The organism is Pleionea sp. CnH1-48 (genome assembly GCF_024124665.1).
Taxonomy (GTDB): Bacteria; Pseudomonadota; Gammaproteobacteria; order Enterobacterales; family Kangiellaceae; genus JAMXSB01.
This window is the reverse complement of sequence record NZ_JAMXSB010000003.1, coordinates 437,553-462,958: the sequence shown is the minus strand read 5'-3', so window position 1 is coordinate 462,958 and position 25,406 is coordinate 437,553. Positions and strand designations below refer to the sequence as shown.

Here is a 25,406-nt window from a genome sequence, read left to right as displayed (position 1 = left end):
ATTTATTGGTAAGAAAGGAACACTTTCGCTGTTTTTAGTGTCATATCAAACGACCAACGAGTACTCTTTGACAGCAATAACTGAATTAATAGCTTGGAATTACAACTAAGATGCTAAATAAAATCCGCGGGTTATTTTCTACTGATTTATCCATCGATCTGGGCACCGCTAATACTCTGATTTATGTTCGTGAAAAAGGTATCGTGCTTGACGAACCATCTGTTGTCGCCATTCGACGCGAGCGCAACGGTAACAAAACCATTTCTGCGGTAGGCCATGAAGCAAAAATGATGCTGGGTCGTACGCCAGGAAACATCGAAGCCATCCGTCCAATGAAGGATGGTGTTATCGCCGACTTTGAAGTTACCGAAAAAATGCTGCAAGAGTTTATCCGTAAAGTTCATGACAGCAGCTTTATGATGCGACCGAGTCCTCGCGTACTGGTTTGTGTTCCTTGTGGTTCTACGCAGGTTGAGCGCCGTGCGATCAGAGAATCTGCCTATGGTGCAGGTGCACGAGAAGTTTATTTGATTGAAGAGCCCATGGCGGCCGCAGTAGGGGCTGGTATGCCTGTAGGTGAAGCCCGCGGCTCTATGGTTGTAGATATCGGCGGTGGTACGACCGAGATTGCTATTTTGTCACTGAATGGTGTGGTGCAGTCTGAGTCTGTTCGAATTGGTGGTGATCGCTTTGATGAGTCCGTTATCGAGTATGTGCGCCGTAATTACGGCACCATCATCGGAGAAAGCACGGCTGAGCGAATCAAACATGAGATTGGTACTGCTTATCCAAGCACCGACATCATGGAGATCGATGTACGTGGTCGTAACCTGGCAGAAGGGGTTCCAAGAAGCTTTACGATTAACAGTAATGAAGTGCTCGAAGCGCTGACTGATCCGCTTTCTGGCATTATTCGAGCGGTACGCTCGGTACTTGAACAGTCGCCTCCAGAGTTAGCTGCTGATATCTCTGAGAGAGGTTTAGTACTGACCGGTGGTGGTGCTCTTATTCGCGATATCGACCGCTTGTTTATGGAAGAGACGGGTTTGCCCGTTATCGTTGCCGAAGATCCTTTAACCTGTGTTGCCCGTGGTGGTGGAAAAGTACTCGAAACCATCGAAACTCATGGTGGTGATCTCTTCTCACACGACTAGTCAAATTAATCTAACCTATCTATAATCAAAGACTTAGCATGCATACTGCAAGCTAAGTCTCACTTGTTTATTAAGGTTTGCAGGAAAATCCATCATAGTCCTGCTAACGCCTTAAGCGATGCTGCAAATAAAAAGCTCGCCAAGGTGTAGAGAGAGCGCTGTCGTACTAGGTTTGGAGAGTGTCCCATTAAACAGATATTTGCAGAAGATTCATCTTATCTGGTGCGACTGTTCGTTGCAGTGGTGTGTTCTGCTGTGCTTATGTTCTTCGATCATCGTGATCGTCATTTAGAAACTTTTCGTCATACGCTTTCTACCTTTCTTACGCCTTTGATATACGTTGCTGATCTGCCCAGTGAGTTCTTCTTTTGGGGGGGAGAGCGCATTATGACTCGCGATCAGTTGTCTAAGAGTAATCAGCAACTTAAAGATGAGATTTTTATATTACGTACACAGTTGCAAAAGCTGGTTGCGCTCAAAGCCGAGAATGCTCAATTACGCAACTTGTTAGGCACCCAACAGAAGCTTGATGGACGACGTCTGGTTGCCGATATCATCAACGTGGCTACTGAGCCAGGCGCTCACGAAATTGTGATAAACAAGGGCTCAGTGCAAGGCGTTTTTGTTGGACAGGCGGTGCTTGATGCTTATGGCGTCATTGGCCAGGTGATCAGTGTGTCGAGTCTGCACAGTCGAATCTTGTTAATTACCGATTCTCGTCATGCGATCCCTGTGCGAGTGGAGCGCAGTGGTGAACGTGCTGTGGCTTTGGGGGGCGGGCAGTTGAACCATTTAAGTTTGCAGTATGTGCGCAGTACCGCAGACATTAAAGAAGGTGACCTATTGTTGAGTTCCGGAATTGGCGAGCGATTCCCTGATGGCTACCCCGTGGCCAGTGTGACCAAGTTAGTGACCGACTCTAATCGTTCTTATGCGGTTGTTGAGGCAACTACAGTGGCTCATTTAGCTCGAACAGGGCAGGTATTGTTAATCTGGCCAGATGAAAGCAGCGATGTTTTGAATGTCGTCGATGAGCCAGAGCCAGTAACAACGGAGGCCACCCATGAATCCTGATGCTCGCAATAATTACTACATGGTGTGGATGTCATTTGCTGTTGCCATGATATTAAACCTGTTGCCGCTACCCAAAGCGCTGGAGCTGTTTTGGCCCGACTGGGTCGCCATGGCGCTTATCTACTGGATTGTTGCGATACCCCATCGAGTGGGCATTCTTACGGCCTGGTTGATTGGGCTGTTTATTGATGCACTGGAAGGCTCAGTTCTCGGCTTGCATGCATTGAGCTTTTCTATCATGGCGTATTTTTCGTTATTACTGTACCAACGTATTCGACTATTTCCTCGAGTGAAGCAGGCTTTAGTGGTTGCTTTACTGATAGGGGTCCAAATGTTGTTGACTCTTTGGCTTAAAAATCTGACACAGCCGATTGAGCGCACCATGAGCTATTGGTTGCCATTGATGTCGAATGCTATTTTGTGGCCCTGGGTTTTTATATTGTTGCGCGATTTGCGACGCCAGTTCAGGATCAATTAATGAAACATCCGTTATGCTCAGAGAGTCATTATCAGTTCGAGAAGGTGTGTTTGGCCTCTCAATCTCCTCGTAGACGTGAGCTATTGTCTCAGATAGGGGCGGCTTTCGATGTGATGCCTGCTGATATTGATGAGCGTCAGTTGGCAAACGAAGCCCCAACCGATTATGTTGAGCGAATTACAAAAGCCAAAGCGACGGCCATTTGGCAAGCCCCTGACTATCATCAGAGTGTTCCGGTTTTAGCTTCTGATACGGCGGTGATTAACGGCCATTCTATACTTGGCAAGCCTGTTGATAAGGCCGATGGTGTGGCGATGCTAAAAGCCCTGTCTGGTCGAACGCATTGGGTTTTGTCTGGGGTGGCGTTAGTATGGCAACAAGAGTGCTATTACAGACTCAGTAAGAATCAAGTGACCTTCAGTGAATTGACCGATGAGCTCATTGAGCGTTATTGGCAAACCGGAGAAGGTCATGATAAAGCTGGCTGTTATGCTGTTCAGGGAATGGCCGCAAGTTTTATCGAAAACATTGAGGGAAGTTTCTCAGCAATTATGGGACTGCCTTTGCTAGAGACGACGCAATTGCTAGTGGCTGCTGGTGTTAAGTGTTGGCCATCGAAGGCTGACTAGATCATCGAGTATTTTGAAGTGCGGCTAACATTGTCGCATTTTGAAAGACAAAAGGTATAAGCCTTTATTAGTTGCATTGTTACAACCGTTTTTATTGTTGAGTAGACGCTATGAGCGAAGAAATATTGATCAATGTGACGCCACAAGAAACACGTATTGGTGTTGTCGAAAATGGCATGTTGCAAGAGCTGTTGATCGAACGAAGTAAAAACCGAGGTTTGGTTGGTAACATATATAAAGGCAAGGTAAAGCGAGTATTGCCAGGAATGCAGGCAGCTTTTGTTGATATTGGTCTAGAGCGCAGTGCTTTCCTTCATGTTTCTGAAATTTTGCCGCAACACGATAATGGCGACAAAGACGATGTGCCACAGCCAGATATCACGCGTTTGTTGCACGAAGGGCAAAAGATTATTGTTCAAGTCATTAAAGATGAGCTAGGCACTAAAGGCGCTCGTCTTACAACTCATATTACGGTTCCCAGTCGCTACTTGGTCCTTATGCCTCGCAATCCCCATGTTGGTGTGTCACAGCGCATCGAAAACGAAGAAGAGCGTAATCGTTTACGTGACATATTGAATGATGAAGAACAAGACAATAAAGGCTATATCATTCGGACTGCCGCCGAAGGAGCGGGTGAAGCAGAGCTTCAGCATGACGCTGATTTTTTGCAGAAATTGTGGCAACGAATAGAAGATAAGCTCAAAAAAGCCAAGTGTCCCTCGCTGGTGCATGAAGATCTGAGTCTTGAGCTACGCATGATGCGTGATCTGGTGGTCGCTGATGTCGAGAAAATTCGCGTAGACTCGCAAGAAAGCTTTCAGCGTATTAGCCAGTTTGTTGCTGAGTTTGCACCTAGCTTAAAAGGTCGTCTGGAGCATTATCAGCGTGGGCGTCCTTTATTTGATGTGTATAACATTGAAGATGAAATTCAAAAAGCTCTGCATCGTCAGGTGCCGCTGAAGTCAGGTGGCTATTTGATCATTGATCAAACAGAAGCCATGACAACCGTTGATGTTAATACCGGCGCATTTGTCGGTCATCGCAATCTTGAAGAAACTATTTTTCGAACCAATTTAGAAGCCGCTTCTGCGTTAGCTCGACAATTACGACTACGAAATCTGGGCGGGATCATCATTGTCGACTTTATCGACATGAAAGATGAAGAGCACAAACGCCAAGTGTTGCGTACGCTCGAGAAGTCCCTTGAGCATGATCACGCAAAAACTCATATTTCTGAAGTGTCTGCATTGGGATTAGTGCAGATGACACGTAAGCGCACACGTGAAAGCTTAGAGCATGTATTGTGTGAGCCTTGCCCTACATGTAGCGGACGTGGTTCGATAAAAACCGCTCAAACGGTTTGTTACGATATCTTCAGAGAGATAGCCCGTGCTGCCCGTGCTTATGAAGCGCCCAAACTGCTGGTTCTTGCTTCGCAAGAGGTGGTTGATTGTCTGCTAGATGATGAAGCCAGCAGCGTTGCAGAGCTTGAATCATTTATTAATATTCCTATTCGTTTCCAGGTGGAAACTCTCTATACACAGGAACAGTTTGATGTTGTGCTCCTGTAATAAGATGCTTAGGTCTTTGAGGTTGTAATGCCTGTTCAGTTGCTTATGACTAAATGGATCAATCGATTATGGTTGGCCTTTGCATCTTTGGTTATTACGTTAGCTGTTCTGTTTAGTATTGCACGAGCAGCATTGCCTTTTACTCATTATTTTCATCACGATATCGAAGCGTTTCTAACCCAAAAATTGGGCGTGAACGTTAAGATGGAGTCTATTGCCAGCTACTGGAAAGGCGAAGGTCCAGAGATTCGGGTAGAAGGAATCTCTGTTGAAACTTCCAATGGTCAACAACCTCTGACTGTTGAGTCTGTATTGGTGCGTTTTGATTTCTGGCGTTCGGTGCTTAGTCAGACATTGGTGACCAGCCAGTTTTCATTAAATAACAGTTCGATTAAATTAAATATTGATGATGTGTCTCTGGCTTTGTTGGGGACAGAGCAAGAAGCCGAAAGCTACGACAGTAATGACTTTTTCGTGGATGTTTTGCTAGGTCAAAATGATGTTCAGATCCATGACTTGCAAGTTGAGTTCTATCAACCTGGCACCTCTCCGCAAATACTAAAGCTGGATCATCTTAGTATTGCTAACTACGACAAGTTGCATCAGGTAGAAGGTGAGCTGCTTTTAGATGGAGAAGGTGCATTAACGCTCATTGCAGAGATTAACGGCGATCCTAGACATCCCGAATCGGCCGCTCGTTTTTACATCAAAAGTGAAGCCATATCGATTCCACAGTTGCCCTTTATTAGTCTTTTGACGGGCGAAGATATCAAAGAAGGTAAGTTGAGTGCTGAACTATGGGCCGATTGGACTTACTCTCGTGGTTGGTCAAATGCCTGGATGGGTGGAGAGTTGGCCGATTTTCAGTATGTATTAGATGATAAAAAATACGACTATCCATCGTTAGCCATGGAATTGGTTTGGGATAAAGAAGATGAGTTTCATGAAAATGTTCGTTTAAGCCAACTCAAAGTGACAGAAAGTGATGGACGAGAAACAGACCTGAGTGGACTGGAACTTGGCTTTAATCATTTTGAACGTGAATCAATGTTAGTCAAATATGGCGATATATCCCCTGGCCGACTTAATGGTTTGTGGGCTCTGTTGTTGCGTGAAAAAGAATTGCGCCAATGGTTTTTACGAGCCAACCCTCAGATCGATATTGGTAAAGTGGTGCTTGAGTTTGTGCGTGAAGAGTCCGGCTGGAACCTGACCAATGGAATCGTTCATATCGACGAGCTGAAAGTTGAGGCCACAGAATCCACACCCTCTTTGCCATCGATTTCTACCACCGTAGAGTTTCGCGATGATACCGTGCATTACAAAATTGTAAGCGAGCAAGGTATCGTCAGCTATCGTCCTATGTTTCGCTACGACATTCCGCTAAAAAAACTGGTGATTGAAGGAGAGTACTATTTGTTAGAAGAAAGTTCGCAGTTATTGATTGAGCGACTTTCTTTGTTAACGCCAGACTTATCGTTAGAGGCGATGGGCAATTTATACTTTCCTGTGAATGCGGATGCTGAAATTAGCTTATATGCAGAGCTTAGTGATGTTGACTTAAAAAATAAGTCGTTGTACTTCCCAGTCACAGAGATGGGAGATGAGCTGGTTGAGTATCTTGACACCTCGGTTATTGGTGGCCGTCTGGATTTTGCTCAGTTTAATTTTCAGGGGCGGCTTGTTAGCGCGATGTTAGAACAGCCCGATGTTACCTTTGATATCTTGGGTTATGCCCCCAACTTAAACTACGAATACCTTCCTGAATGGCCGAAATTGGAGCGATTATCGGCAGAGTTATATTTCAATCAAAACGCCATGCGCATTACTGCACTTGAAGGTAAGCTCTGGGGAGTTGATGTTAACAAAGCTATTGCTCGTATTGATGACTTTTCTGCAAAAGAAACTTTACTGTCGCTGGATATCGCGGCAGAGCTAGATGGCATGAGTGGTCGCCGATTTGTCGATGAATCGCCGTTAAAAAATAATCTGGGCACTCTGCTACATGACTTGCAGGTAGAAAATGGTTTAGATGTGGCTATCAAACTCGACGTTCCTCTGGAGCACTCAGAAAACTTAACTATCGATGGAAAAGTTGCGCTAGAGGATTCCCGAATCACTTTGCCAGCTCTGGAGTTAGAGGCGGAAAAAGTCAATGGTGTGGTTAAGTTTACTGAGAGTGGTGTGTCGGCAAAAAAAGTAAAGCTTGCCGTGATGGGAGGAAATTCTACGATTGATCTTTCCACCATCGAGCGCGATGAGAAAAAGCATATTAAACTGGGAATGTCCGGCAATCTCGATGTCGTAAAGGTCAATCAATGGTTGGCCGATGATATGAAGTTTCCTGTTTCGGGTGTAACGGATTACGTTGGATCTGGACTTATATGTATTGATAACTGTGGCAAAGAAAAACTTACGTTTAATATTAAAAGTGAGCTAACGGATATTGCTGTTAAGTTGCCGGAGCCTCTGACTAAGCTGTCAGAAGAGTCATGGCCCTTGCTATTTGAGTTATCGCAAACCGATCAGAAAGAAGTCATGAAGATTAATGTTGGAGAACAACTGTCTTCAGAGTTGGTTTATCGCCTGGAAAGTGACGAACGCACCATGACCAGCAGCTACTTGTTGTTTGGCGAAGCTATATCACCAGAGCCTACCGAACAACCTGAACTGGGTTTTCATATTAACTACGAAGAACTGTCATTGATTGAGTGGATTGAAGCGTTAAGTGATGTTTTTCAAGAAACCGACTGGGATAAGGGCGAGGGTAAAGGTTTACCCTCTGTTTTCTATATTAATGTCGAAAAGCTAACTATGGAAGGCATCTACCTGTCTGAAGTTAAGGCTAAGATGTCTCCGCGAGAACTTGGTGGCTTTGATATTAGTTTTCTCGCCAATGAGGGAAATGGAGTTATTCGGTGGCTCGATGATGGCAATATGGAAATGCACTTTTATCAGTTAAATTTGCCTCAAAGTTTATTGGCAGAGAATGAGTCTGAAGAGATAAACATCGAACCGAATCCTTACAAAAAAATCCCTCAAGGGTTCAGTGGCTGGCCTCAAATACGAGTTGTTTGTGATGACTGCAATATTCTTGGAATTTCACTTGGACAAATAAAAGGTGTTTTAAGACCTGCTACGCACCAGCTGGAGTTTGATGGGCAAGTGACTCAAAAGCAGTTGATTAACGCGCCTGTTAACATTCGTTGGTTTGCCAATGGAGAAGAGCAAAATACTCACATGGAAGCGCGGCTTAGCTCTGATGATATGGGTGGATTGATGCGCCTTTGGGGAGTTAAAGTCGGAATACAGGAAAGCGAGGGAACCGGGGTTGTTGCTTTGAATTGGCCGGGGTCGCCCTTTGACTTCGACATCAGTAAAGTTGATGGTGGTTTGTCATTAGAATTAGGCGCTGGTTACATTGAAGAAATTTCGGATGCAAAAGCTCGGATAGTTTCTTTGTTTAGCTTACAGTCCATTCGTCGCCGTTTAACGTTAGATTTTAAAGATATTTATAAAGAAGGTTTTTTCTACGACAAGATCCGAGGTGACTTTTCGATGAAGAACGGTCGCGTTTTTACTAACAACCTTGGAATCGATGGTAACGCGGCAGCTGTTGATGTAGAAGGCAGTGTTGATCTTGCGGAGCAGACATTCGATCAGCGTGTTTATGTATTACCAAAGGTGACTTCAAGTTTGCCGGTACTTGCCGGGTGGGCGGTTGAACCCGCTACAGGTATTCTGGTTTATTTATTAAGTAAAGTTTTTGAGCCTGCGGTAGAAGTCATTACTCGCATTGAGTACAAAGTTTCAGGGCCCTGGGATAATCCTGATGTGGTTGAGTTAAAGAAAACAACTCGCGAAGTGAAGGTACCTAAAGAAGAATTGGAACAGAACTTACCCAGTTCAAATGAAGAACAACAAAACGGGCAAGAAAACAACCCGAAAAGTGAGCAAAGCTCAGAAGAAGTTAAGCCTCAATCGAATGATAAAGACTCGCCTGAAGAGGCAGAAGATACCGATCAACCGGAATCTCGTTATCTGCTTTCTGTGAACTTGGGGAGTGGGTGAATTGACTATCGAAACGGGCACTCAATCACTTAAAGTCGCTGTTGTTCAGATGTGCTCCAGCACGGATGTTAGTGACAATCTTGCTTTTGTCGAGCAGCTGGCAAAAGAAGCTTGGCATAAAGGTGCTGAGTGGCTCGTATTGCCAGAGTACTTTCCATTATTTGCTAAGCGCGAGCAGGATAAAATGAGTATTGTGGAGAAGGCTGGTAGTGGACCGATACAGCATCGACTAGAGCAATTAGCCTGTCAATACAAGCTCTGGATCTTCGCCGGAAGTATGCCTATCGCATCAGGGGATGTCGAGCGCCCGTTCAGTCGTTTGTCAGTCTATAATAACAAAGGGCTGCAGTGCGCTCATTACGATAAGATTCATTTGTTTGATGTTGACGTTGATGACGGGCATCGAACTTATCGAGAGTCGGCGAATACTTTGCCCGGCGACCAACCAGTGAGTTGCGACACTCCTTGGGGGAAGGTTGGCCTGGCTATCTGTTATGATATTCGTTTTCCAGAGCTGTTTCGGGTTTATGCCGAAGAAGAAGTGGCTTTTGTAGTGTTGCCTGCGGCTTTTACCGTGACTACAGGTAGAGCCCATTGGGAAGTGTTACTGCGTGCCAGAGCCATAGAGAACCAATGTTTTATACTCGCTGCGGCTCAAAGTGGGCGTCATCAAAATGGTCGTGAAACCTGGGGACACTCTATGATCATCGATCCTTGGGGTGATACTGTCGCAGAACTAGAACAAGAATCTGGCTTGCTGATATGTGAGCTGGATATTCATCGATTGACAGAAGTTCGCAGCCAAATGCCTGTGTTGACTCATCGTCAATTGAAGCAAAATTGATAACTGAATTTTTCATCAGGTAAGCTATGACTTCACAATTAGAACAAGTAAAAAATTATTTTCTGGCACCTGCTGGGTTGGATGTTACTGATCTGGCTAAAGTGATGGAAAGCGTTTTGGGCCACCAGATTGATAGCAGTGAGCTTTATTTTCAGAGCACGCGACATGAGTCGTGGGTTCTTGATGATGGAATTATTAAAGATGCCAGCTACAACGCTGACCGAGGCGTTGGTGTTCGAGCGATGACTGGCGAAAAAACGGGTTTTGCCTATTCCGAAGAGATCATTTCTCCCGCTTTGCATCAGGCTGCAAATGCAGCTCGTAGTATTGCGCGAGCTGGCGCTGTCGCAAAGATGAAGGCTTGGAATCAACCTGTTGTCACGCGTTTGTACGAAGATATTGATCCGTTGAATTCCCTATCCGAAGAACAAAAGATCAATATGCTCAAAGAAATTGATCACATTGCCCGAGCGGAAGATCCTCGAGTCAAAGAGGTGATGGCCTCTATCAGTGGGGTTTATGAAAGAATTCTTGTGGCTTCAAGCGATGGCACTCTGGCGGCTGATATTCGCCCACTGGTGAGACTCAATGTTAATGTTATCGTTGAACACAATGGACGACGGGAGCGAGGTGCGAGCGGCGGTGGTGGTCGTTATGGTTACGATGTTTTCGTACAACAAAACAAAGCGACGGAATATGCCAAGGAAGCCGTTCGACAAGCTCTGGTCAACGTAGAAGCAATTGATGCGCCGGCAGGGCAAATGCCCGTCGTTTTGGGCGCCGGCTGGCCTGGTGTGTTATTGCATGAAGCTGTTGGGCATGGATTAGAAGGAGACTTTAACCGTAAAGGGTCGTCCACTTTCTCTGGCCGTATCGGCGAGCGAGTTGCATCGCCTTTAGTCACCGTTGTGGATGATGGAACTCTGGCGGGTTTAAGAGGCTCCTTGTCGATTGACGATGAAGGCATGCCGACTCAAAAAAATGTGCTTATCGAAGATGGAATTCTAAAAGGCTACATGCAAGATAAACGTAATGCTCGATTGATGAATGTGGCAGCCACCGGAAATGGACGTCGAGAATCTTATGCACACTTGCCGATGCCACGCATGACCAATACCTACATGCTTGCGGGCAAAGACGATCCTCAAGATATTATTAGCAGTGTTAAGAAAGGCATTTACGCGCCTAATTTTGGTGGCGGTCAGGTAGATATTACTTCTGGTAAATTTGTTTTCTCAACAAGCGAAGCTTATCTGATTGAAGACGGCAAAATCACCGCACCGGTTAAAGGAGCAACCCTGATCGGCAACGGACCCGAAGTCATGAATAAAGTGTCAATGGTGGGTAACGATCTGGCACTAGACCAAGGCGTGGGTGTCTGTGGCAAAGAAGGACAAAGCGTGCCTGTCGGCGTTGGTCAGCCGACTCTTAAGATTGACGAAATGACTGTAGGCGGCACTCAGTAATCTCTCTGACCATAGAGGATGTTTTTCGTGCCGTCCTTTATGGCTAACTCCCAAGCTTGTTGACCACTGAGTTGACTTTATCTTCCATCGTTTGTTCTTTATCAGTGCGGCTGCCCATCTTGATGGTCGTAGTGATCCTTTGCGCGCCCATATCATGAACTTTCTGGTGACATAGCTTTATCGCAGAAAAAACTTGATCCCATTCTCCTTCAATATTTGTCCCGTAAGCGTGCAACTGTATCTTCAGACCCGCCTGTGTCAGTATCTTTTCGCACTCAGCGATATAAGGTGACAGCGATAGCCCTACATCGATAGGGATAAGGCAAAAGTCGACAATGATTTTCATATTGCTTATTTCCTGAAGGTCTAACTTAACTCAATAGTTTAGTGTAATTTAATCTTTAAGTAAAAGCTCCTTATTTATCAAAAGGTTATGTTTTTCTTTGATTTTTGGATGGTGGTATTTATGCGACGTTATTTGTCGTTCCTGCATGGATAATTAGTTTTACTCATTAGTGAGATGTCAATCCAGGAAAGGTTATGAACACCATTAAGCACTGTAAAATTTCCGCTCGCCGCTGGGGCGGACTAGAGTCTGATTATTATGCTATCCATGATTTTATTGATTCCACAAAGGTGCTTTGTAGTGACGGACGACATCGAGTGTTGCATACCTTGTGGGGAATAAAACATGTCGTTGTCCCCATGTTTGGTGATCAGATTGTTAACGCAGATGGTAAGGAAGTCGATGTTAAGGACTTATGTGAGCGAGATCATTTGTTAGTGGATTACGCTAATAAGTTTATTCCAACATTAGGTGATTTTGTGATGGCAATTGATGAGCAGATGGTTGTTGATTTGGAAAAGAAAGTTGAGTGGTTTCATTCTCATTTATCCGGTCTTCCTATGATTAGTGAGTTGTTGCTATCTCCATTGGCGGTTACCGGGAAGTTAAAGTCATTACTAATTACTCATAACAGTTGGTTTATCAATTCGATAGCTGGAAGACTATTTTCTTTAAAGCCAATGCTCATGGATTTTTCACTTTCCCCGTTTGATGTATTTGGTTCAATGAATTTTGAGCCCTGGATGGATAATGCATTAGCCTATCCTCCCAGTGCAGAAAAAATGAAAGCTTTTGAAAACTCAGCAACAACGTCATTTATTATTTAGAAAAGGAGTATCGAAATGCCTGGTGTTACCGAAGCAAAAGCAACCTATGTTATTCGTGAAAGTCAGTTTGGTTATAATGATGAGTGCTATTATGTGAGTGGAAGTCGTATTCGTAGTATCTACCAAGATGAGCAAGAAGCCCAAGAGCGCTATCGGGCGTTAGAAGTTGCACAAGCTCGCAATGCCTATTTATGTGAACATGAAAAGTTATGGGACATGGATGAAAAATCCTTACAGGAGTTGGACCTTTTTGTGATTGAAAAGACAGGGCAGTCAATTTTATCCGATGGACAGCTGGAAGATTTTCCTCCTAATATGGATGACGATGATATTTATGAATTTGTGAAGCGTGCCGGTATTGAAGCATATCGACTGGTTGAGTTCAAAGAGACCCCTTTCTTTTATGCACTATGGAATGCTAAAGAAGAATGTTACCAGATGGATTATGACGAGTGCTTTACTGGGCTAAGCTACTCTGAATCGATTGATGGCGTCATGAAGAATCTACAATACTTTATTGAAGACAATGATTGGGATAATATTTTAGTCATTGAAGGCGATATACAACATATCTCGAACTCATCTATCTTACTGAAACAATTGATTCTTAACACCAAAGGACTGAGTTATTGTGATGCGTCAAAAAAGCTCACTGCACGACGTATGAATGTTGGAGAGCTAGCCGCTTTAAATGAACTATTAGTTGACCCATTTTATGAAGTCAGAAAGCTGTCTATCGACGAGGTTTTATCTATAGAGAAGGAACTGGAAGAAGAAAGTTGTGAGTGGTAGCTATATCATAAGTTTCTGCCTGGAATAATAAAGTTGAAACTCTATATCAAGTAAGCTAAATCTGGTTGAAGTCTGCTCTACACTACATTATTATTGCGGCGCGTGATCATGCTCTCTCGGAATATTAAGGCTGTTTGATTATTGAACAAAAAGGAGTTCACCGAGAGAGTAAATATTCTTTAAATAAGTTTGCTGTGCAAAAAATATACGTATATTGTTTGAGTTAGGTTCATCTGGAAATTTTTTATGAAAAATACCTGGAAATTGTTATCCGTTGGGGCGCTTGCGGCCGCTTTCTATATTCAAAATGTAGAAGCTACCGATCCTTATGTTAATACGACTAATTGCTCAATTGCTCAGAGCAATAATGCTACGAGCTGTAATATTACCGTAAATTGGTATGGGCCTTCTCATGTGATTGGCTCCGGAGATCCGCTAAAAACCCTAGGAAACCCTCCTTGCTTGTACCATAACGGTCAAGTTGTTCGATGCGCTAATACAGGTAACGAAACGGTTAGTGTTGAAGCCGGAAACAATTTCTTTTACCTAAAAAATGTGGTTGGTCAAACGCTGGCTGGCTCTTTTGTTGATATCAAATACGATGCTTATTTGCCACCATTTAGCTGGGATGACTCAACTCATATAGAAGTTATCGGAGACTTCGATGGTGATGGCGACAATGATCTTTTTGTACAGCCTGTTCACAAAGACGGTAATGCAGGCTTGTTGCCACAAAATACTAACGAACAATACGCGTCGGGCTTTCACGGTGCGTGGGTAGGTAATAACCCTCTATTACCAGAGATATCTAACTGGAGTTTGCAGAGCTATGCTGCTTTCTCTGGGAATTTGTCTTCTCATCCCGGCGATGAATTGTTGTTGCTAGGTCATCGAGACATTGTTCTGCTCCATGGCGACATCATTACCCCTATTTCTATTTTTCCAACTGTGCATAATGCTATTATATCATGGGACAGTCAGGGCAAGATTTCTCTTCATGAGTTCCAGTTCGATGCTAATCCAGAAGATTATAAAGTACTTTTGGGAGATATGAACAATGATGGTTTGAGTGAAATTGTTCTACAGAGTAAAACAAAGGGCAGCTCTTCTTACATTCTGGATCATCAAGGAAATCTACTTCAAGAGCTGCGTAATGGCTATCTTAATCTTGATTGGTCCGTTGAGAGCTTCTCGTTAGAAATATTTTCTGGTGGCTTGTTACTAACGGCGAGTGATCCAATCTATCAAAATAATGTTGCCTTTGCTGGCGGAGGAGGCACGATAGGCTCGTTAGAAAATACTATTAGCCAACCATCCATCAGTGGAAACCCTACGAATAAAGCTCACCGTGGAGCGGAATATTACTTTGCCCCTAGCATTAGCAATAACGGTTATCCTACAACTTTAAGTGTATCAGGAAAGCCATCGTGGATGTCTTTCAATCCGACTACAGGAACACTATCTGGAATTCCTTCTGCGCAAGATATCGGGGCGACTTATTTTATTACGATCACAGCTAGCCACAATAGAGCTTATTCGCTGCCTTCAACGATTAGCTTTTATGTTACGGTCCTCGAAAATCAGCCGCCGTCAGTATCATTTATAAAGCCACAGCCAGATGAAAGTATCAAGCATGGAGAGCTCGTGTATGTGAGTGTTAGTGCGACTGATGATGTTCGCATAAAGCATGTGGAGTTTTGGTTGAATGATGATATCAGTCAAAGAAAGATTGACGCTACGGCCCCTTATTCAGCCTATTTTCACGCATTGTCATTGGGTAACCAAAAAGTTCAAGTGCGAGCCGTTGACCATTTAGGACAAACAACAGATATTTCTCGAGATGTTGTCGTTGTTGGCGGTGGTCAGACATTCTCGACTAAGCCGCAAGTGACCGCGAGCTGGGAGCCTGTGCGAGTACGGCCAGGCGAGTCGGCTACTTTCTCTTGGAGTGGGACTGCAACAGCGGCTTGTTATGATAAAAGTGGAACCAAAATCGCCGTATCTGGCCAGCATTCTTATGTAGGAACTGGTGCCAGTTCTTTATTAGAGAATCAGATTATCTGCTCTAATAACAAAGGAGTGGTTTATGCTCGAGCTGAGTTATATGAATTAGCACAAGAACCAGAACAGCTTCCAGCGGCTATTGAAAATCCTTTGGCTGATACTGGAGGCGGTGTAACTACAACTGCAGTCGGTAGCTTGCCCGGAGAGTTTAAGGCAACCCCTTCAGGTACGGCAAACTATAGTATTCCAATCATGGTGGCACCAGGAAGCGGCGGTCTTATTCCACAGTTAACTTTGGATTACGACAGCTCGTCGTCTAACGGTATTGTTGGTGTAGGATGGAATATCAATGGACTATCGGCTATTTCTCGTTGCCCGAAAAATAAAGAACAAGAAGGCTCTGCTGGAACACTGAGACTAGATAGCAACGATAGGCTGTGTTTTGATGGACGAAAATTATTTGCCAAATCTGGAAGCTATTGGAGTGATGGCTCTGTTTATGAGTTAGAAGATAAGTCTCCAATAAAAATTACAGCTCATGCGGGTAGCGGTATCTATTCTTCACAAATCACTCACTTTACGGTCAAAAGTACCAGTGGAGTGATTTCTACATATGGTAGCCAAGATGCTCCGGTTGCGTTAGATGGTAAAGTTTTTACATGGCCATTAACTAAGCAGCAAGATGCTTCTGGAAATTATATTGACTATCAGTACACTCAAGAAGCTAATAACATATTTTTCCGCTTAGATCGTGTTTTATATACGGGTAACTCGGCGGCTGGAGTGCTACCTTATAATGCCATTCGTTTTGAATACGAAGAGAGAAGCGATGATATCTATAAGTTTGTTACAGGCTTTCCTCTTAATACAACACTAAGACTGGCTAAAATAAAATCTTATGTTAACACCGCTGAAGATGGTTCAGCGGGTGACGAGTTGCGTACTTATACTCTTAGATATGATCAGGCGACTGTCACCAAACGTAGCTTGCTTGCAGGTGTAACGGCATGTCGTAGCAATCACTGTCTACCAGAAACGACTTTCAGTTGGCAGCAGGGCAACCTCACTATGGGAGAGCAAGTGAAGTTTGATCCTGGTACAACGGCTTATCACAATACTCGTTATGGAAAACCCAAAGGTTATTTGCTATTGGATATGGATGGTGATGGAGTATTAGATTACTGGAAAATTCGTAATGACAGAAACTCTGGCCATGATGATATTCATATTATTGAAGGTGGAGACACGGTAACGGAAGTTAGGGTGAAGAGTAACTATGCCGACGAAGCTTTTCGATACAGTGCAGAAGTTATGGACTTCAACCATGATGGACGTGATGATGTTATTTTTAAGAAAAATAACATTTGGCACTTGTACATGGCAAAGATTGGCGGAAACCGTTCGACTGGTTTCTATGACTTTGACAACCCTGTCTCAACAGGCATCAGTGTTGATAATAATAACATCTTTGTCGCTGATTATAACGCTGACGGATACCCTGACTTCTCTTATGTTCAGGGAAGCCAGTTTTTGATTCGATACAATCGTGGTGGAGACGTAAATCAGAGTACTCTCTTCAATGATCCTGTTGTGTTGAGTTTTCCCGGCTTAAGTGGACTAGAGAGTTTATCAACAAGCTATTTTTATTCAAATATTGACACATTAGTTAAAACTGCTGATTTTGATGGAGATGGTGTTGTTGAGTACTTAGTTGCAGAGCCTAGAGGGTATAAAAAGTTGCTGGCCGGTCTTTATATTCACTATGGTCAATGGGTTTTGTACAAGAAGGATGGTAGTTCCTTAAGTAAGGTTAGAGAGTTCGGTGAGTGGGAATCTAAGCGTTTCTTCCAATATGAAGACAGTGATGAAAAAGAACATATTTATTTGAGTGATTCAGAAATTTGGCAATCTGTTTTACTAACAGATATTAACAGCGATGGATTACTTGATATTTACTACACTCGAGCCGATACGTTAATTGAGAAAGATAACTCTGACGATGCTGAGTTCCTTTGGTGGTATACCACGACATTAGATGGCTCTGTGATACTTAATAAAGGGAACCTAAACTTTGTAGATTCAACTATAAGGGACGAGATATATCGCCATTGTGAGTACAGTCCATTTCATAGAGATACCATCAGCAATGCAAGATTTTCTCTAGCCGATTATAACTCAGATGGTTATGCTGATTTGATTATGAGAAAGGATGGTTCTAGTGCAACGGTTCATTATTACAATGGTGTAGGATTTGCTTCTGGCGTAGAAGTTGATTTTGGCTGGCCTCTTGACTTTCCTGTTCATGAGTTAACGGATGTTAATGGCGATGGAATGATTGATGTGTTGTATCTATATGGTCGAATGTATCAACACCTTAATCAAAGTGAAAAGAGGGACCTCATTACGCTGATCGATAATGGTGCTGAACATCATACAAAAGTTAAATACTCTCGAATAAATAAGACCTCTTCACTGTATCAAAGGCATATTGATGCCCCTCAAATGAACTGGGGCAATGGCAGCATGGTTACCGATGTTTATGGGCCTATTTACGTAGTTAATCAAGTCACACAATATGGTGCTAAATATGAAGATGCATATTCTCAGGTTAACTACTGGTATTCAGGGCTAAAAGCACAGGTTGGTCGAGGATTATTAGGTTTTAAAGAAGTATCTGCAAAAGATGTGTTAAGCGGTACTTGTTCTTTTGTAACTTATCGTCAAGACTTTCCTTACCGCGGCATGGTCTCTAAATCGGTGATTCGACAAAACTCACCTAATAGCAATGCTCTGGATCTGGTTTCTGGTGGTTATTGCTCTGGATTAGATATAGAGAAAACAGAAATAGAATATACTACAACACCTCTAGGGTTACCCTATGCTAAGACAACCAAAGTCACAAGCTATGAGAAAGATGCTTTTAGCAAAACCATTTTGTCTGAAAAAACTGTTGAAATTACGGATATAGACAACTTTGGTAATGTGCTTTCTATGACGACAGAGATAAATGATCATAGTCAAAGTAATGCAATATACAAAACGCTTGAGTCTAATACTTATGGGTTGTATGACTCTCATTTTGGTGGTCGCCAAACTAGAAATACAACTACCTATACTCGAACGGGTGAAAACGATATTAGTAAGGTCACAACTTTTGGCTATTTTTCTGACTCTGGATTATTAAAGTGGAGCCAAATAGATCCTGAAGGTGATACAGGCTCTTCAGTTAATGATCCTGATAATCAATCTTACGGACTTAAGACTGAGTTGCAGCGAGATAGCTATGGAAATATCACCTGGACTATTATCTCTGGTGATGGTGTTATGCGAGCTACACAGCAAGCTTATGACACTAAAGGCCGCTACCCAACCAGCAAAACATCTTATCCAGATTACCCATCAATGGCTAAGAGTATTACCGAATCCATTGCTTATGACCCTGTATTTGGGGTAAAGAAAACTATTACCTCTCCCAATGGTCAAAAAACTCGTTATGGTTATAGCGTATTAGGAAGGTTGAATTTTGAAAACGCTGCTGATGGGAGTTATCGCACCGTTGTTAAAACTCTATGCGCTGCAGGCTGCCCTGATGGCGCTTACTATAAGGAAGAAGTTAACTTATCTCGAGGATTAGATTCGATAGCTTATTTTGACGAGCTAGGGCGTGAAGTGAAGGTTTCTCAGCAAGTATTAGCTGATAATGACTCTGGAGCAACGATTAAATGGAGCCACTCAACTAAGCGTTATGATTTTCTGGGGCGAGTGATTTTAGAATCGATCCCTTTCTTTTCTGGGGAGCTTAATGATGCGCCAGAAAATATTGACGTAAACTCGGTTCCTAAAGGATACAGTTTCTATCAATATGATAAACATAGTCGAGTGACGACTAATGTTAAGCCTGATGGTTCTGTCTGGAAAAGTAGTTACGATGACCTTTCTAGTTCCATAACAAATCCTTTGCTCAAAACAACAACCAAGAAAACGAATGTTATCGGTGAGCTCGTTTTGGTGACTGATGCGAACGGTCATACTATCAGTTACAAGTATGACGCTTTAGGAAGTTTGCGCTTAGCGCTGCGAGAGCATAGTGATATATCGGGTGGAACTGGCAACATACAAACCATTATTAAGAGTGATCATCTAGGTCGCAAAGTGCAACTACAAGACCCTGATAAAGGAACTATTAGTTATCGTTATAATGCTTTGGGAGAGCTGACTTGGCAAAGAGATAACAAAGGGCAGGAAACTCATATTCGTTATGATGGGATTGGACGGAAAGTTGAACACAAAGCTACCTATGCAGACGAAACTCTTGATCAACATAATGTTTGGACCTATGACTCAAAAAACAATGGGGTAGGTTTGGCATCATTAATTGATGACAAGAAAAATAATATTAAGAAAGAGTTTTTCTACAATATTATGTCACAGGTCTACCGTGAGAAGATGACCTACTCAAATGGCCTCGCTCATTACATCGACAATGTTCATGACAACGAATTCAAGTTATTAGAAAGCTATGATGCTGGTTCTGCTAAGTCAGGTATTCGCTTTGAGTATCATGAAAACGTACTTGTAAGTAAAACTGATGTTAGGTCATCTGTTAAGATTTGGGAGTTGCTTAGTACTGATGCGAATCAGAAAGTAACTCGTTATCGAAATGGTAATGGGCTGGTAACCGCTCAAGCGTACGATCCTTACGATGCCACTCTTACATCTATTTATACTGATAGTGGAAGCGGCAGCGGCTCGGTACAAATGTTGGATTACGACTTCGATAGTGTCGGAAATCTAGAGTATCGTCATGATTTATTAGCCGGTATGGAAGAGTCTTTTGATTATGATAATGTTAATCGAGTGACTTCGTGGAAGTTAACGGTCAGTGGGAACACTATGGATAGTTCGGTTTCTTATGACCATCTTGGCAACATTCGCACTAAAACAGGTATTGGAACTTATGCTTACGGTGAGCAGTGTGGAGCCATTGTTGCAGGGCCTCATGCAGTCACAAAGGCGGGTAATGATTCGTTCTGTTACGATGCTAATGGCAATATGGTTAGTGGTGGAGGACGAGAGACCATTCACTACAACACATTAGATAAGCCAACTTATATAAAGACCACGAAAAACCATGCTATTTATTACCACTATGATTCATCCGGTAAACGCTTTAAGCGCAGCGATATAGATAAAAATGGCAAAACAACAGACACTCTCTATGTAGGAAATGTTGAGTTTATTTCGGAAAATGGTGTTTTTATTAAGAGCTTAAGACACCTGGATGGGATGGTGTTAGAGACCTATTTGGCAGCCAATGAAGAGAGAACCATGGAGTTCTTGCATAAAGATCACTTGGGCTCCATTGATGCAATCACAAATTTGGATGGTGAGATTGTTCAGAAGTTTAGCTATGACCCTTGGGGGCAGCGCCGTGACACCTCTGGCTTTATAGTCGCTGGGTTCGCTAATGTGGATTCCGCCAGTCAATTTGCCAGAGAGCATTTCCGTCGTGGTTACACAGGACATGAACATATTGACGAAGCTGGTCTAATTCACATGAACGGGCGCGTTTATGATCCCAGATTAGGTCGTTTCCTCTCTGCTGATCCTTTTATTCAAGTTGCGGAAAATATGCAGAACTTTAACCGCTATTCTTATGTGTTAAATAATCCACTCAATGCAACGGATCCGAGTGGATATTTTTGGCAGGCGGTTGTTGTCGCTGTATTAAAAGCTTATAGAGCCTACCAGTATGTTCAGTGGCTATTTACCTTGTATGAAATATATTCTTACGTTCAGATGGCAGAAGGTATTGTAACTGCATTTAAATATGGCGGTGCACGAGCTGCGATTTCTCAGGGGGCTATGAGTTTATATAATCCTATCAGTAAGTTTAATGGTGTGATTAGCGGATCTATCGCTGATGGTATACAATCTTGGTTAAGTAGTAGTAGTAGAGATTTATTTTCCCGTCATTCAAGAGGTGCAGTGGGAGGACATTTTGAGTCAGATCAAGATATTGTTGAGCACTATGATGCAAGCATTAAGAAGTATGGAGTTGTTCAAGGAGAAATTAAACTATCTAGTGATTTGTCACTTAAGTACAACACTAGTGGTTCAAAAGGGTTTAGCCAAAAAGTCAAGAGTTATCTCAATAGCATTAAAACCAGAAAGTATGGCAACAAGTTATTGACTGAGTTAGCTAAAAGTGGAACTAAAATCAATATTTTTGAGAGCAGTGGAGCTAGTGCTATTCCACAAAGATATTGGACTGATTTTAGCTGGGAAGGTTCAACTATTGCCTTTAACCCTAACTCAATAAAGTCCCCTGTTGTTTTTGAAAATAGAGCTGGGAATAAGGTTTCTACTTCGTTTAATCCAAAGTATGTTCTTGCTCATGAGCTTTATCATGCATGGCAATTTTCTTCCTATTTCAACGATGCGCCGGTTATCGGTGATTCAGTGCGTGGTGAGAATGGCCTGGAAGTTCATGCTACTAGATATACTAATCAAATTCGACGAGAGCACCGTTCTAAAATAGTACGAGTACAATACAGCATAGGAGGGCCTAGAGTTGACAGCTTTAATGATGTTATTGAAAGAACACAGTAAAATAATTGTTACAGTGCTACTCACAACGGCACTCATGGTTTTTTTATTAAGAAGTTCAGATGATGAGTTGTATAGAAAGTTCTTTAATGTCGCTTATACAAAGCAATTATGTATCAGTGCTCTATATGGCAGGCTTCATGAAGTCGAAAAAGTTATAAGTGAGCTAAAAGAGAGCAATAAGTCATCTAGCTATTTTGCTATGAAAGAGGTATCTGATTTAGGACTAGTTTATCTCTTGCTCGTTATAGGTAATGATGAGGCTAAAGTAATTACATATATATCAGGACTAGGAGTGAGTACTAGATATCTAGAGCATTCCGAAGCTGAGCAGTTACTCTTGGGGCTGGCTACTCCTGATTATAGGAGTGCGAAAGATTTATACAAAGAACGTGAACTTTCATCTACTTGCAATTTCTTTCAAGTATCAGATAAAGGAGAGCTACATAACTTTAGTCTTGTAAACGCAGATCTAAACGACAAAGGGGTTGGTGCAAAGATACTTGGCAATGTAAGGGGCTATTTAGTATCAAAGTTTGACTACCAAAATAACGATTTGAAGAAAGCCTTTATGCCAAGAGAACCTAACATTGAGCTTGATGAATTTGAAGATAAGTTGAAAAGTGATTTGTTTTATGAACTGAAAAGGTTGCGTGCAAAATAAAACTTTTACTATTTTGAGTAGCGCATATTGCCTAAAGTAGACTGAAGAGCTTCTTCAGCAGTTTTTTCTCTGACTAAGTGTATTGACTTTTAAAGTAGTGGTTAGTTTCTTAAAAATGCAAATTACTCAAACAATGATAATACTCTCACTAGGCACCGGGAACGTCATGTGAAACTCAATGCCTTCACTCTGTTCGCTGCGGCAAACGATGTTGCCACCAAGAACGTGGGTGACGGCATTAAAGATAGTTGTGCCGCCAAGCCCTGGGGCGCCAGTGCCTCGCTTGGTAGTATAGAAGGGTTCAAAGAGTTTTTGTGTGCTTCCATCAATCATGCCGTTACCGTCGTCTGAGTAATAGACATGTAAAAGCTTGTCATCGAAGGTGACACTGATATAAATATTACCTCCTGTTTTATTTTCGAATCCGTGAAGCAGTGAGTTCATTGTTAAGTGAGTGAAAATGGATGTAAAGGCTCCTGGATAACTGTCCAGTTCGATTTCGTCCATTTTTAAAGTGATTTTATGGTTGTCATTTTTAAGCTTTACATCAACAGATGAAAGTATGCACTCGATATGTTCTTTAAGTTTGAACACTCTGCGCTTTTCGTTTTGTTGGTCGGCTGTTATCTGTTTAAAATTTCTTACTATATCTGCGGATCGGCTGTTGGATTTTAATACGATTTCTAGTGCATCTTTTAAGTCTTCAAGAAAGTAAACTAAATCTTTCTTTTTCAGATCGCCTGCTTCCATTTTTCTCTCAAACTCCTTTAACTTATCACAGGCCAAGGAAGAGGCAGTGACGCTGCTTCCTATCGGTGTGTTAATTTCATGAGCTACTCCAGAAACTAATTGGCCTAAGGAGGCATACTTTTCTTGTTCGATGAGTTTTGTTTGGGCTACTTTTAAAGCTGATAGTGTGCTCTCTAATTCTTTATTGCTTTTTTCTAGCGCTTGATTGGCTTTCTCCTTTGTTTCTGACAATTGCTTAATCGTATGGTGTTTTCCTGTGATAATTAAAATATGACTACCAATGATCACCGTCAAAGACATACAAAAAATCAATAGCAACCAGGCTAGATGTGTTTTGTGCTCAATGATCCAGTCTTCTGAAGGTTGCACATGCAGAGCGAATACCCGTCCCCCTATCTCTATTACAGCCTGTCTCAACCACATATCCGGGGTAGAGTCTGTTATTGCATGCTGAGTAATTTTCTCTTTAATAGCATGGTTGTTGTATAAGATTTCGTTGTCATAAGTACGGTCCAGAAGTTTCAAGTTGATATTGTCTGTGTCAAAGTCACTGACAGAATCTTGTATCCATTTATCGAGTCTCAATACTCCCGTTACAAACCCTGCAATTTTATTTTCTGTGTGATGTGGCAAAAATAGTATTATCGCGTAACTAACTTTTTTATCCTGTACCTGTCGAACTCTCTGGCTTGCCGTTACAGTGTCTCTTTTTATCGTGTTCTTAATTGCTTCCTTGTGGACTTTATCGCTTAAGATATCAAAGCCAATGTCTCTTTTATTGAGCTCATAGGGCTCTGTAAAAGAAACAACAATATATTTATCTCTAGAGCTAACTTGTTGTTTGCTTCCATCTTGTGCTGTCTCATAGATCATGAAGCCCTTGGGCTTATCTTTTAGATAAGACTCCAAATCTTTATGAGTAACGACATCGTTCCAAGATATAGCCGTAAGTCCTGGTGTTCTTCTCATGGTATTGAGAGTGAAAGCTCTTATGTTTTCGATGTCTGTTGATTGATGAGTGCTTAATAAGGGGGCTAATGCGTAGAGCGAGTTAACATGTGCTTTCAAATGATAGTCGATAGAGTTTTTGATGGAGTAATAGGTTTGATCGATCAGGTAATTCAGGCGGGCTGTTTCTTGAGATCGAGCCAGCAGAAATATGATAGAGGTTGCAGAGAGCAGTACAATGAATGCTGTATTAACAATGAGTGAGCGGTCTTTCCATTGAGGAGTGTTTTTTAAGAACAAACTCAATATCATCGGCGTGGCGACAATGATGCCAAAGCAATCTCCTAGCCACCAAATCATCCAACTTCTGGGAATTTCATCCAGTTGCATGTTGCCACTGGCATACAGTGACATAGAACTAACTGATGCACTCACCGTTGCTGAGAGTAAGCCCGCATAGATAATAAATTGAACGACGGCTTTTTCGTTGATAAGCGTTTTATCGAAGTTGGTATATTGATTGAGTAAGGCAAGGCCAAATAGCGCCTGTGAGCCCGCACCGATACCAATAAAAACACAAGTGATAAAAGGGTATTGAGAAATTGCACCCAGGCTGAAGTTTACTAAAAAAGCTCCTAAAGCCGCCCCCAAAGCCGCATAGCGACCTGCCAAAATGACCGCTGCCAAACCTAATCCGGCAGATGGCCAGATTGGGCTGATATAACCTCCTGTTCGAGACAACTCCAGTATTAAGTAGGCGAGGCTGTAGTATGCCGCTGCTACGCCGAGAATTGTAAAAGCTTTTATTACCTTGGAGTCATTTGAATGAGCCGGTGGTTGCATAATTTATTTAATAAACTCAATAGGTTACGAACTTTTCGTGGGAGAGAAGATATTCCTTCTCATAGATATCATAAACTCAAGTTAGCTTTATTGAATATAGCTTATAATTTGATGGAATGAAGACATTTTCTTAATGTCGGTAAGTTCTATTAAAGGCGAGTTTATTTCGCCTGACGAATTTATTCTCTAAACTACGATAGCGCCTTAAGAGGGCGTTTTACCTTTATGATTACGCCGATGAAGTTGTTATTAATGGTCATTGGTATATCTTAACTTGAATTAAATTTGGATAGCACTTTAATATCGAATTTTTAGTGACAGTCCTTTGCATGAACT

14 protein-coding genes are annotated in these 25,406 nt (G+C 42.3%); 12 read left to right on the top strand and 2 right to left on the bottom strand.

Going from position 1 to position 25,406, the window contains the following annotated elements:
- Positions 1–110 precede the first annotated feature (110 nt).
- From NH399_RS07095 to tldD, 8 genes are all read left to right on the top strand, one after another.
- The gene (locus NH399_RS07095) at positions 111–1,154 is read left to right on the top strand and encodes a rod shape-determining protein (protein ID WP_253038007.1); all 1,044 of its coding nucleotides are present in this window, start codon (positions 111–113) and stop codon (positions 1,152–1,154) included.
- A gap of 186 nt (positions 1,155–1,340) precedes the next feature.
- Positions 1,341–2,228, top strand: a complete 888-nt coding sequence (mreC, locus tag NH399_RS07090) for a rod shape-determining protein MreC (protein ID WP_371876065.1) — start codon at positions 1,341–1,343, stop codon at positions 2,226–2,228.
- Complete coding sequence (mreD, locus tag NH399_RS07085) at positions 2,218–2,706, top strand: rod shape-determining protein MreD (RefSeq protein ID WP_253038005.1); 489 nt, start codon at positions 2,218–2,220, stop codon at positions 2,704–2,706. The genes mreC and mreD overlap by 11 nt, the downstream gene beginning before the upstream one ends.
- A complete protein-coding gene (locus tag NH399_RS07080) occupies positions 2,706–3,335 on the top strand; it encodes a nucleoside triphosphate pyrophosphatase (protein ID WP_253038004.1) in 630 nt (209 codons plus the stop codon). The genes mreD and NH399_RS07080 overlap by 1 nt, the downstream gene beginning before the upstream one ends.
- 110 nt (positions 3,336–3,445) lie before the next feature.
- Complete coding sequence (gene rng / locus NH399_RS07075; protein ID WP_253038003.1) at positions 3,446–4,906, top strand: ribonuclease G; 1,461 nt, start codon at positions 3,446–3,448, stop codon at positions 4,904–4,906.
- 27 nt (positions 4,907–4,933) lie between these two features.
- Positions 4,934–8,977 carry a YhdP family protein gene (locus NH399_RS07070; RefSeq protein WP_253038002.1) on the top strand — a complete coding sequence of 1,348 codons (4,044 nt, stop codon included), beginning with the start codon at positions 4,934–4,936 and terminating at the stop codon, positions 8,975–8,977.
- Position 8,978: 1 nt separating this feature from the next.
- Entirely contained in the window at positions 8,979–9,821 is an 843-nt protein-coding gene (locus NH399_RS07065; protein WP_253038001.1) for a carbon-nitrogen hydrolase family protein, read from the top strand.
- 26 nt (positions 9,822–9,847) lie between these two features.
- The gene (gene tldD / locus NH399_RS07060) at positions 9,848–11,287 is read left to right on the top strand and encodes a metalloprotease TldD (RefSeq protein WP_253038000.1); all 1,440 of its coding nucleotides are present in this window, start codon (positions 9,848–9,850) and stop codon (positions 11,285–11,287) included.
- A gap of 43 nt (positions 11,288–11,330) precedes the next feature.
- On the opposite strand, the gene NH399_RS07055 is transcribed toward tldD, so the two are convergent.
- Positions 11,331–11,633, bottom strand: a complete 303-nt coding sequence (locus NH399_RS07055) for an MTH1187 family thiamine-binding protein (protein WP_253037999.1) — start codon at positions 11,631–11,633, stop codon at positions 11,331–11,333.
- A gap of 194 nt (positions 11,634–11,827) precedes the next feature.
- Here NH399_RS07055 and NH399_RS07050 point away from each other — a divergent pair, with 194 nt between their 5' ends.
- The 4 genes from NH399_RS07050 (at position 11,828) to NH399_RS07035 (ending at position 22,529) form a co-directional block, all read left to right on the top strand.
- Entirely contained in the window at positions 11,828–12,460 is a 633-nt protein-coding gene (locus tag NH399_RS07050) for a hypothetical protein (RefSeq protein ID WP_253037998.1), read from the top strand.
- A gap of 15 nt (positions 12,461–12,475) precedes the next feature.
- On the top strand, positions 12,476–13,252 hold the full coding sequence (locus NH399_RS07045; RefSeq protein ID WP_253037997.1) for a hypothetical protein: 777 nt from the start codon (positions 12,476–12,478) through the stop codon (positions 13,250–13,252).
- A gap of 246 nt (positions 13,253–13,498) precedes the next feature.
- Entirely contained in the window at positions 13,499–21,868 is an 8,370-nt protein-coding gene (locus NH399_RS07040) for an RHS repeat-associated core domain-containing protein (RefSeq protein ID WP_253037996.1), read from the top strand.
- A complete protein-coding gene (locus tag NH399_RS07035; RefSeq protein WP_253037995.1) occupies positions 21,831–22,529 on the top strand; it encodes a hypothetical protein in 699 nt (232 codons plus the stop codon). The genes NH399_RS07040 and NH399_RS07035 overlap by 38 nt, the downstream gene beginning before the upstream one ends.
- Positions 22,530–22,655: 126 nt before the next feature.
- On the opposite strand, the gene NH399_RS07030 is transcribed toward NH399_RS07035, so the two are convergent.
- Positions 22,656–25,070 carry a CHASE domain-containing protein gene (locus tag NH399_RS07030; RefSeq protein ID WP_253037994.1) on the bottom strand — a complete coding sequence of 805 codons (2,415 nt, stop codon included), beginning with the start codon at positions 25,068–25,070 and terminating at the stop codon, positions 22,656–22,658.
- Positions 25,071–25,406: the final 336 nt, after the last annotated feature.

Coding starts and splice junctions, on each gene's coding strand:
- NH399_RS07055 (WP_253037999.1), bottom strand. CDS start 11,633: ATGAAAATCATTGTCGACTTTTGCCTTATCCCTATCGATGTAGGGCTA.
- NH399_RS07095 (WP_253038007.1), top strand. CDS start 111: ATGCTAAATAAAATCCGCGGGTTATTTTCTACTGATTTATCCATCGAT.
- NH399_RS07045 (WP_253037997.1), top strand. CDS start 12,476: ATGCCTGGTGTTACCGAAGCAAAAGCAACCTATGTTATTCGTGAAAGT.
- NH399_RS07050 (WP_253037998.1), top strand. CDS start 11,828: ATGAACACCATTAAGCACTGTAAAATTTCCGCTCGCCGCTGGGGCGGA.
- NH399_RS07040 (WP_253037996.1), top strand. CDS start 13,499: ATGAAAAATACCTGGAAATTGTTATCCGTTGGGGCGCTTGCGGCCGCT.
- NH399_RS07030 (WP_253037994.1), bottom strand. CDS start 25,070: ATGCAACCACCGGCTCATTCAAATGACTCCAAGGTAATAAAAGCTTTT.
- NH399_RS07080 (WP_253038004.1), top strand. CDS start 2,706: ATGAAACATCCGTTATGCTCAGAGAGTCATTATCAGTTCGAGAAGGTG.
- mreD (WP_253038005.1), top strand. CDS start 2,218: ATGAATCCTGATGCTCGCAATAATTACTACATGGTGTGGATGTCATTT.
- NH399_RS07070 (WP_253038002.1), top strand. CDS start 4,934: ATGCCTGTTCAGTTGCTTATGACTAAATGGATCAATCGATTATGGTTG.
- tldD (WP_253038000.1), top strand. CDS start 9,848: ATGACTTCACAATTAGAACAAGTAAAAAATTATTTTCTGGCACCTGCT.
- rng (WP_253038003.1), top strand. CDS start 3,446: ATGAGCGAAGAAATATTGATCAATGTGACGCCACAAGAAACACGTATT.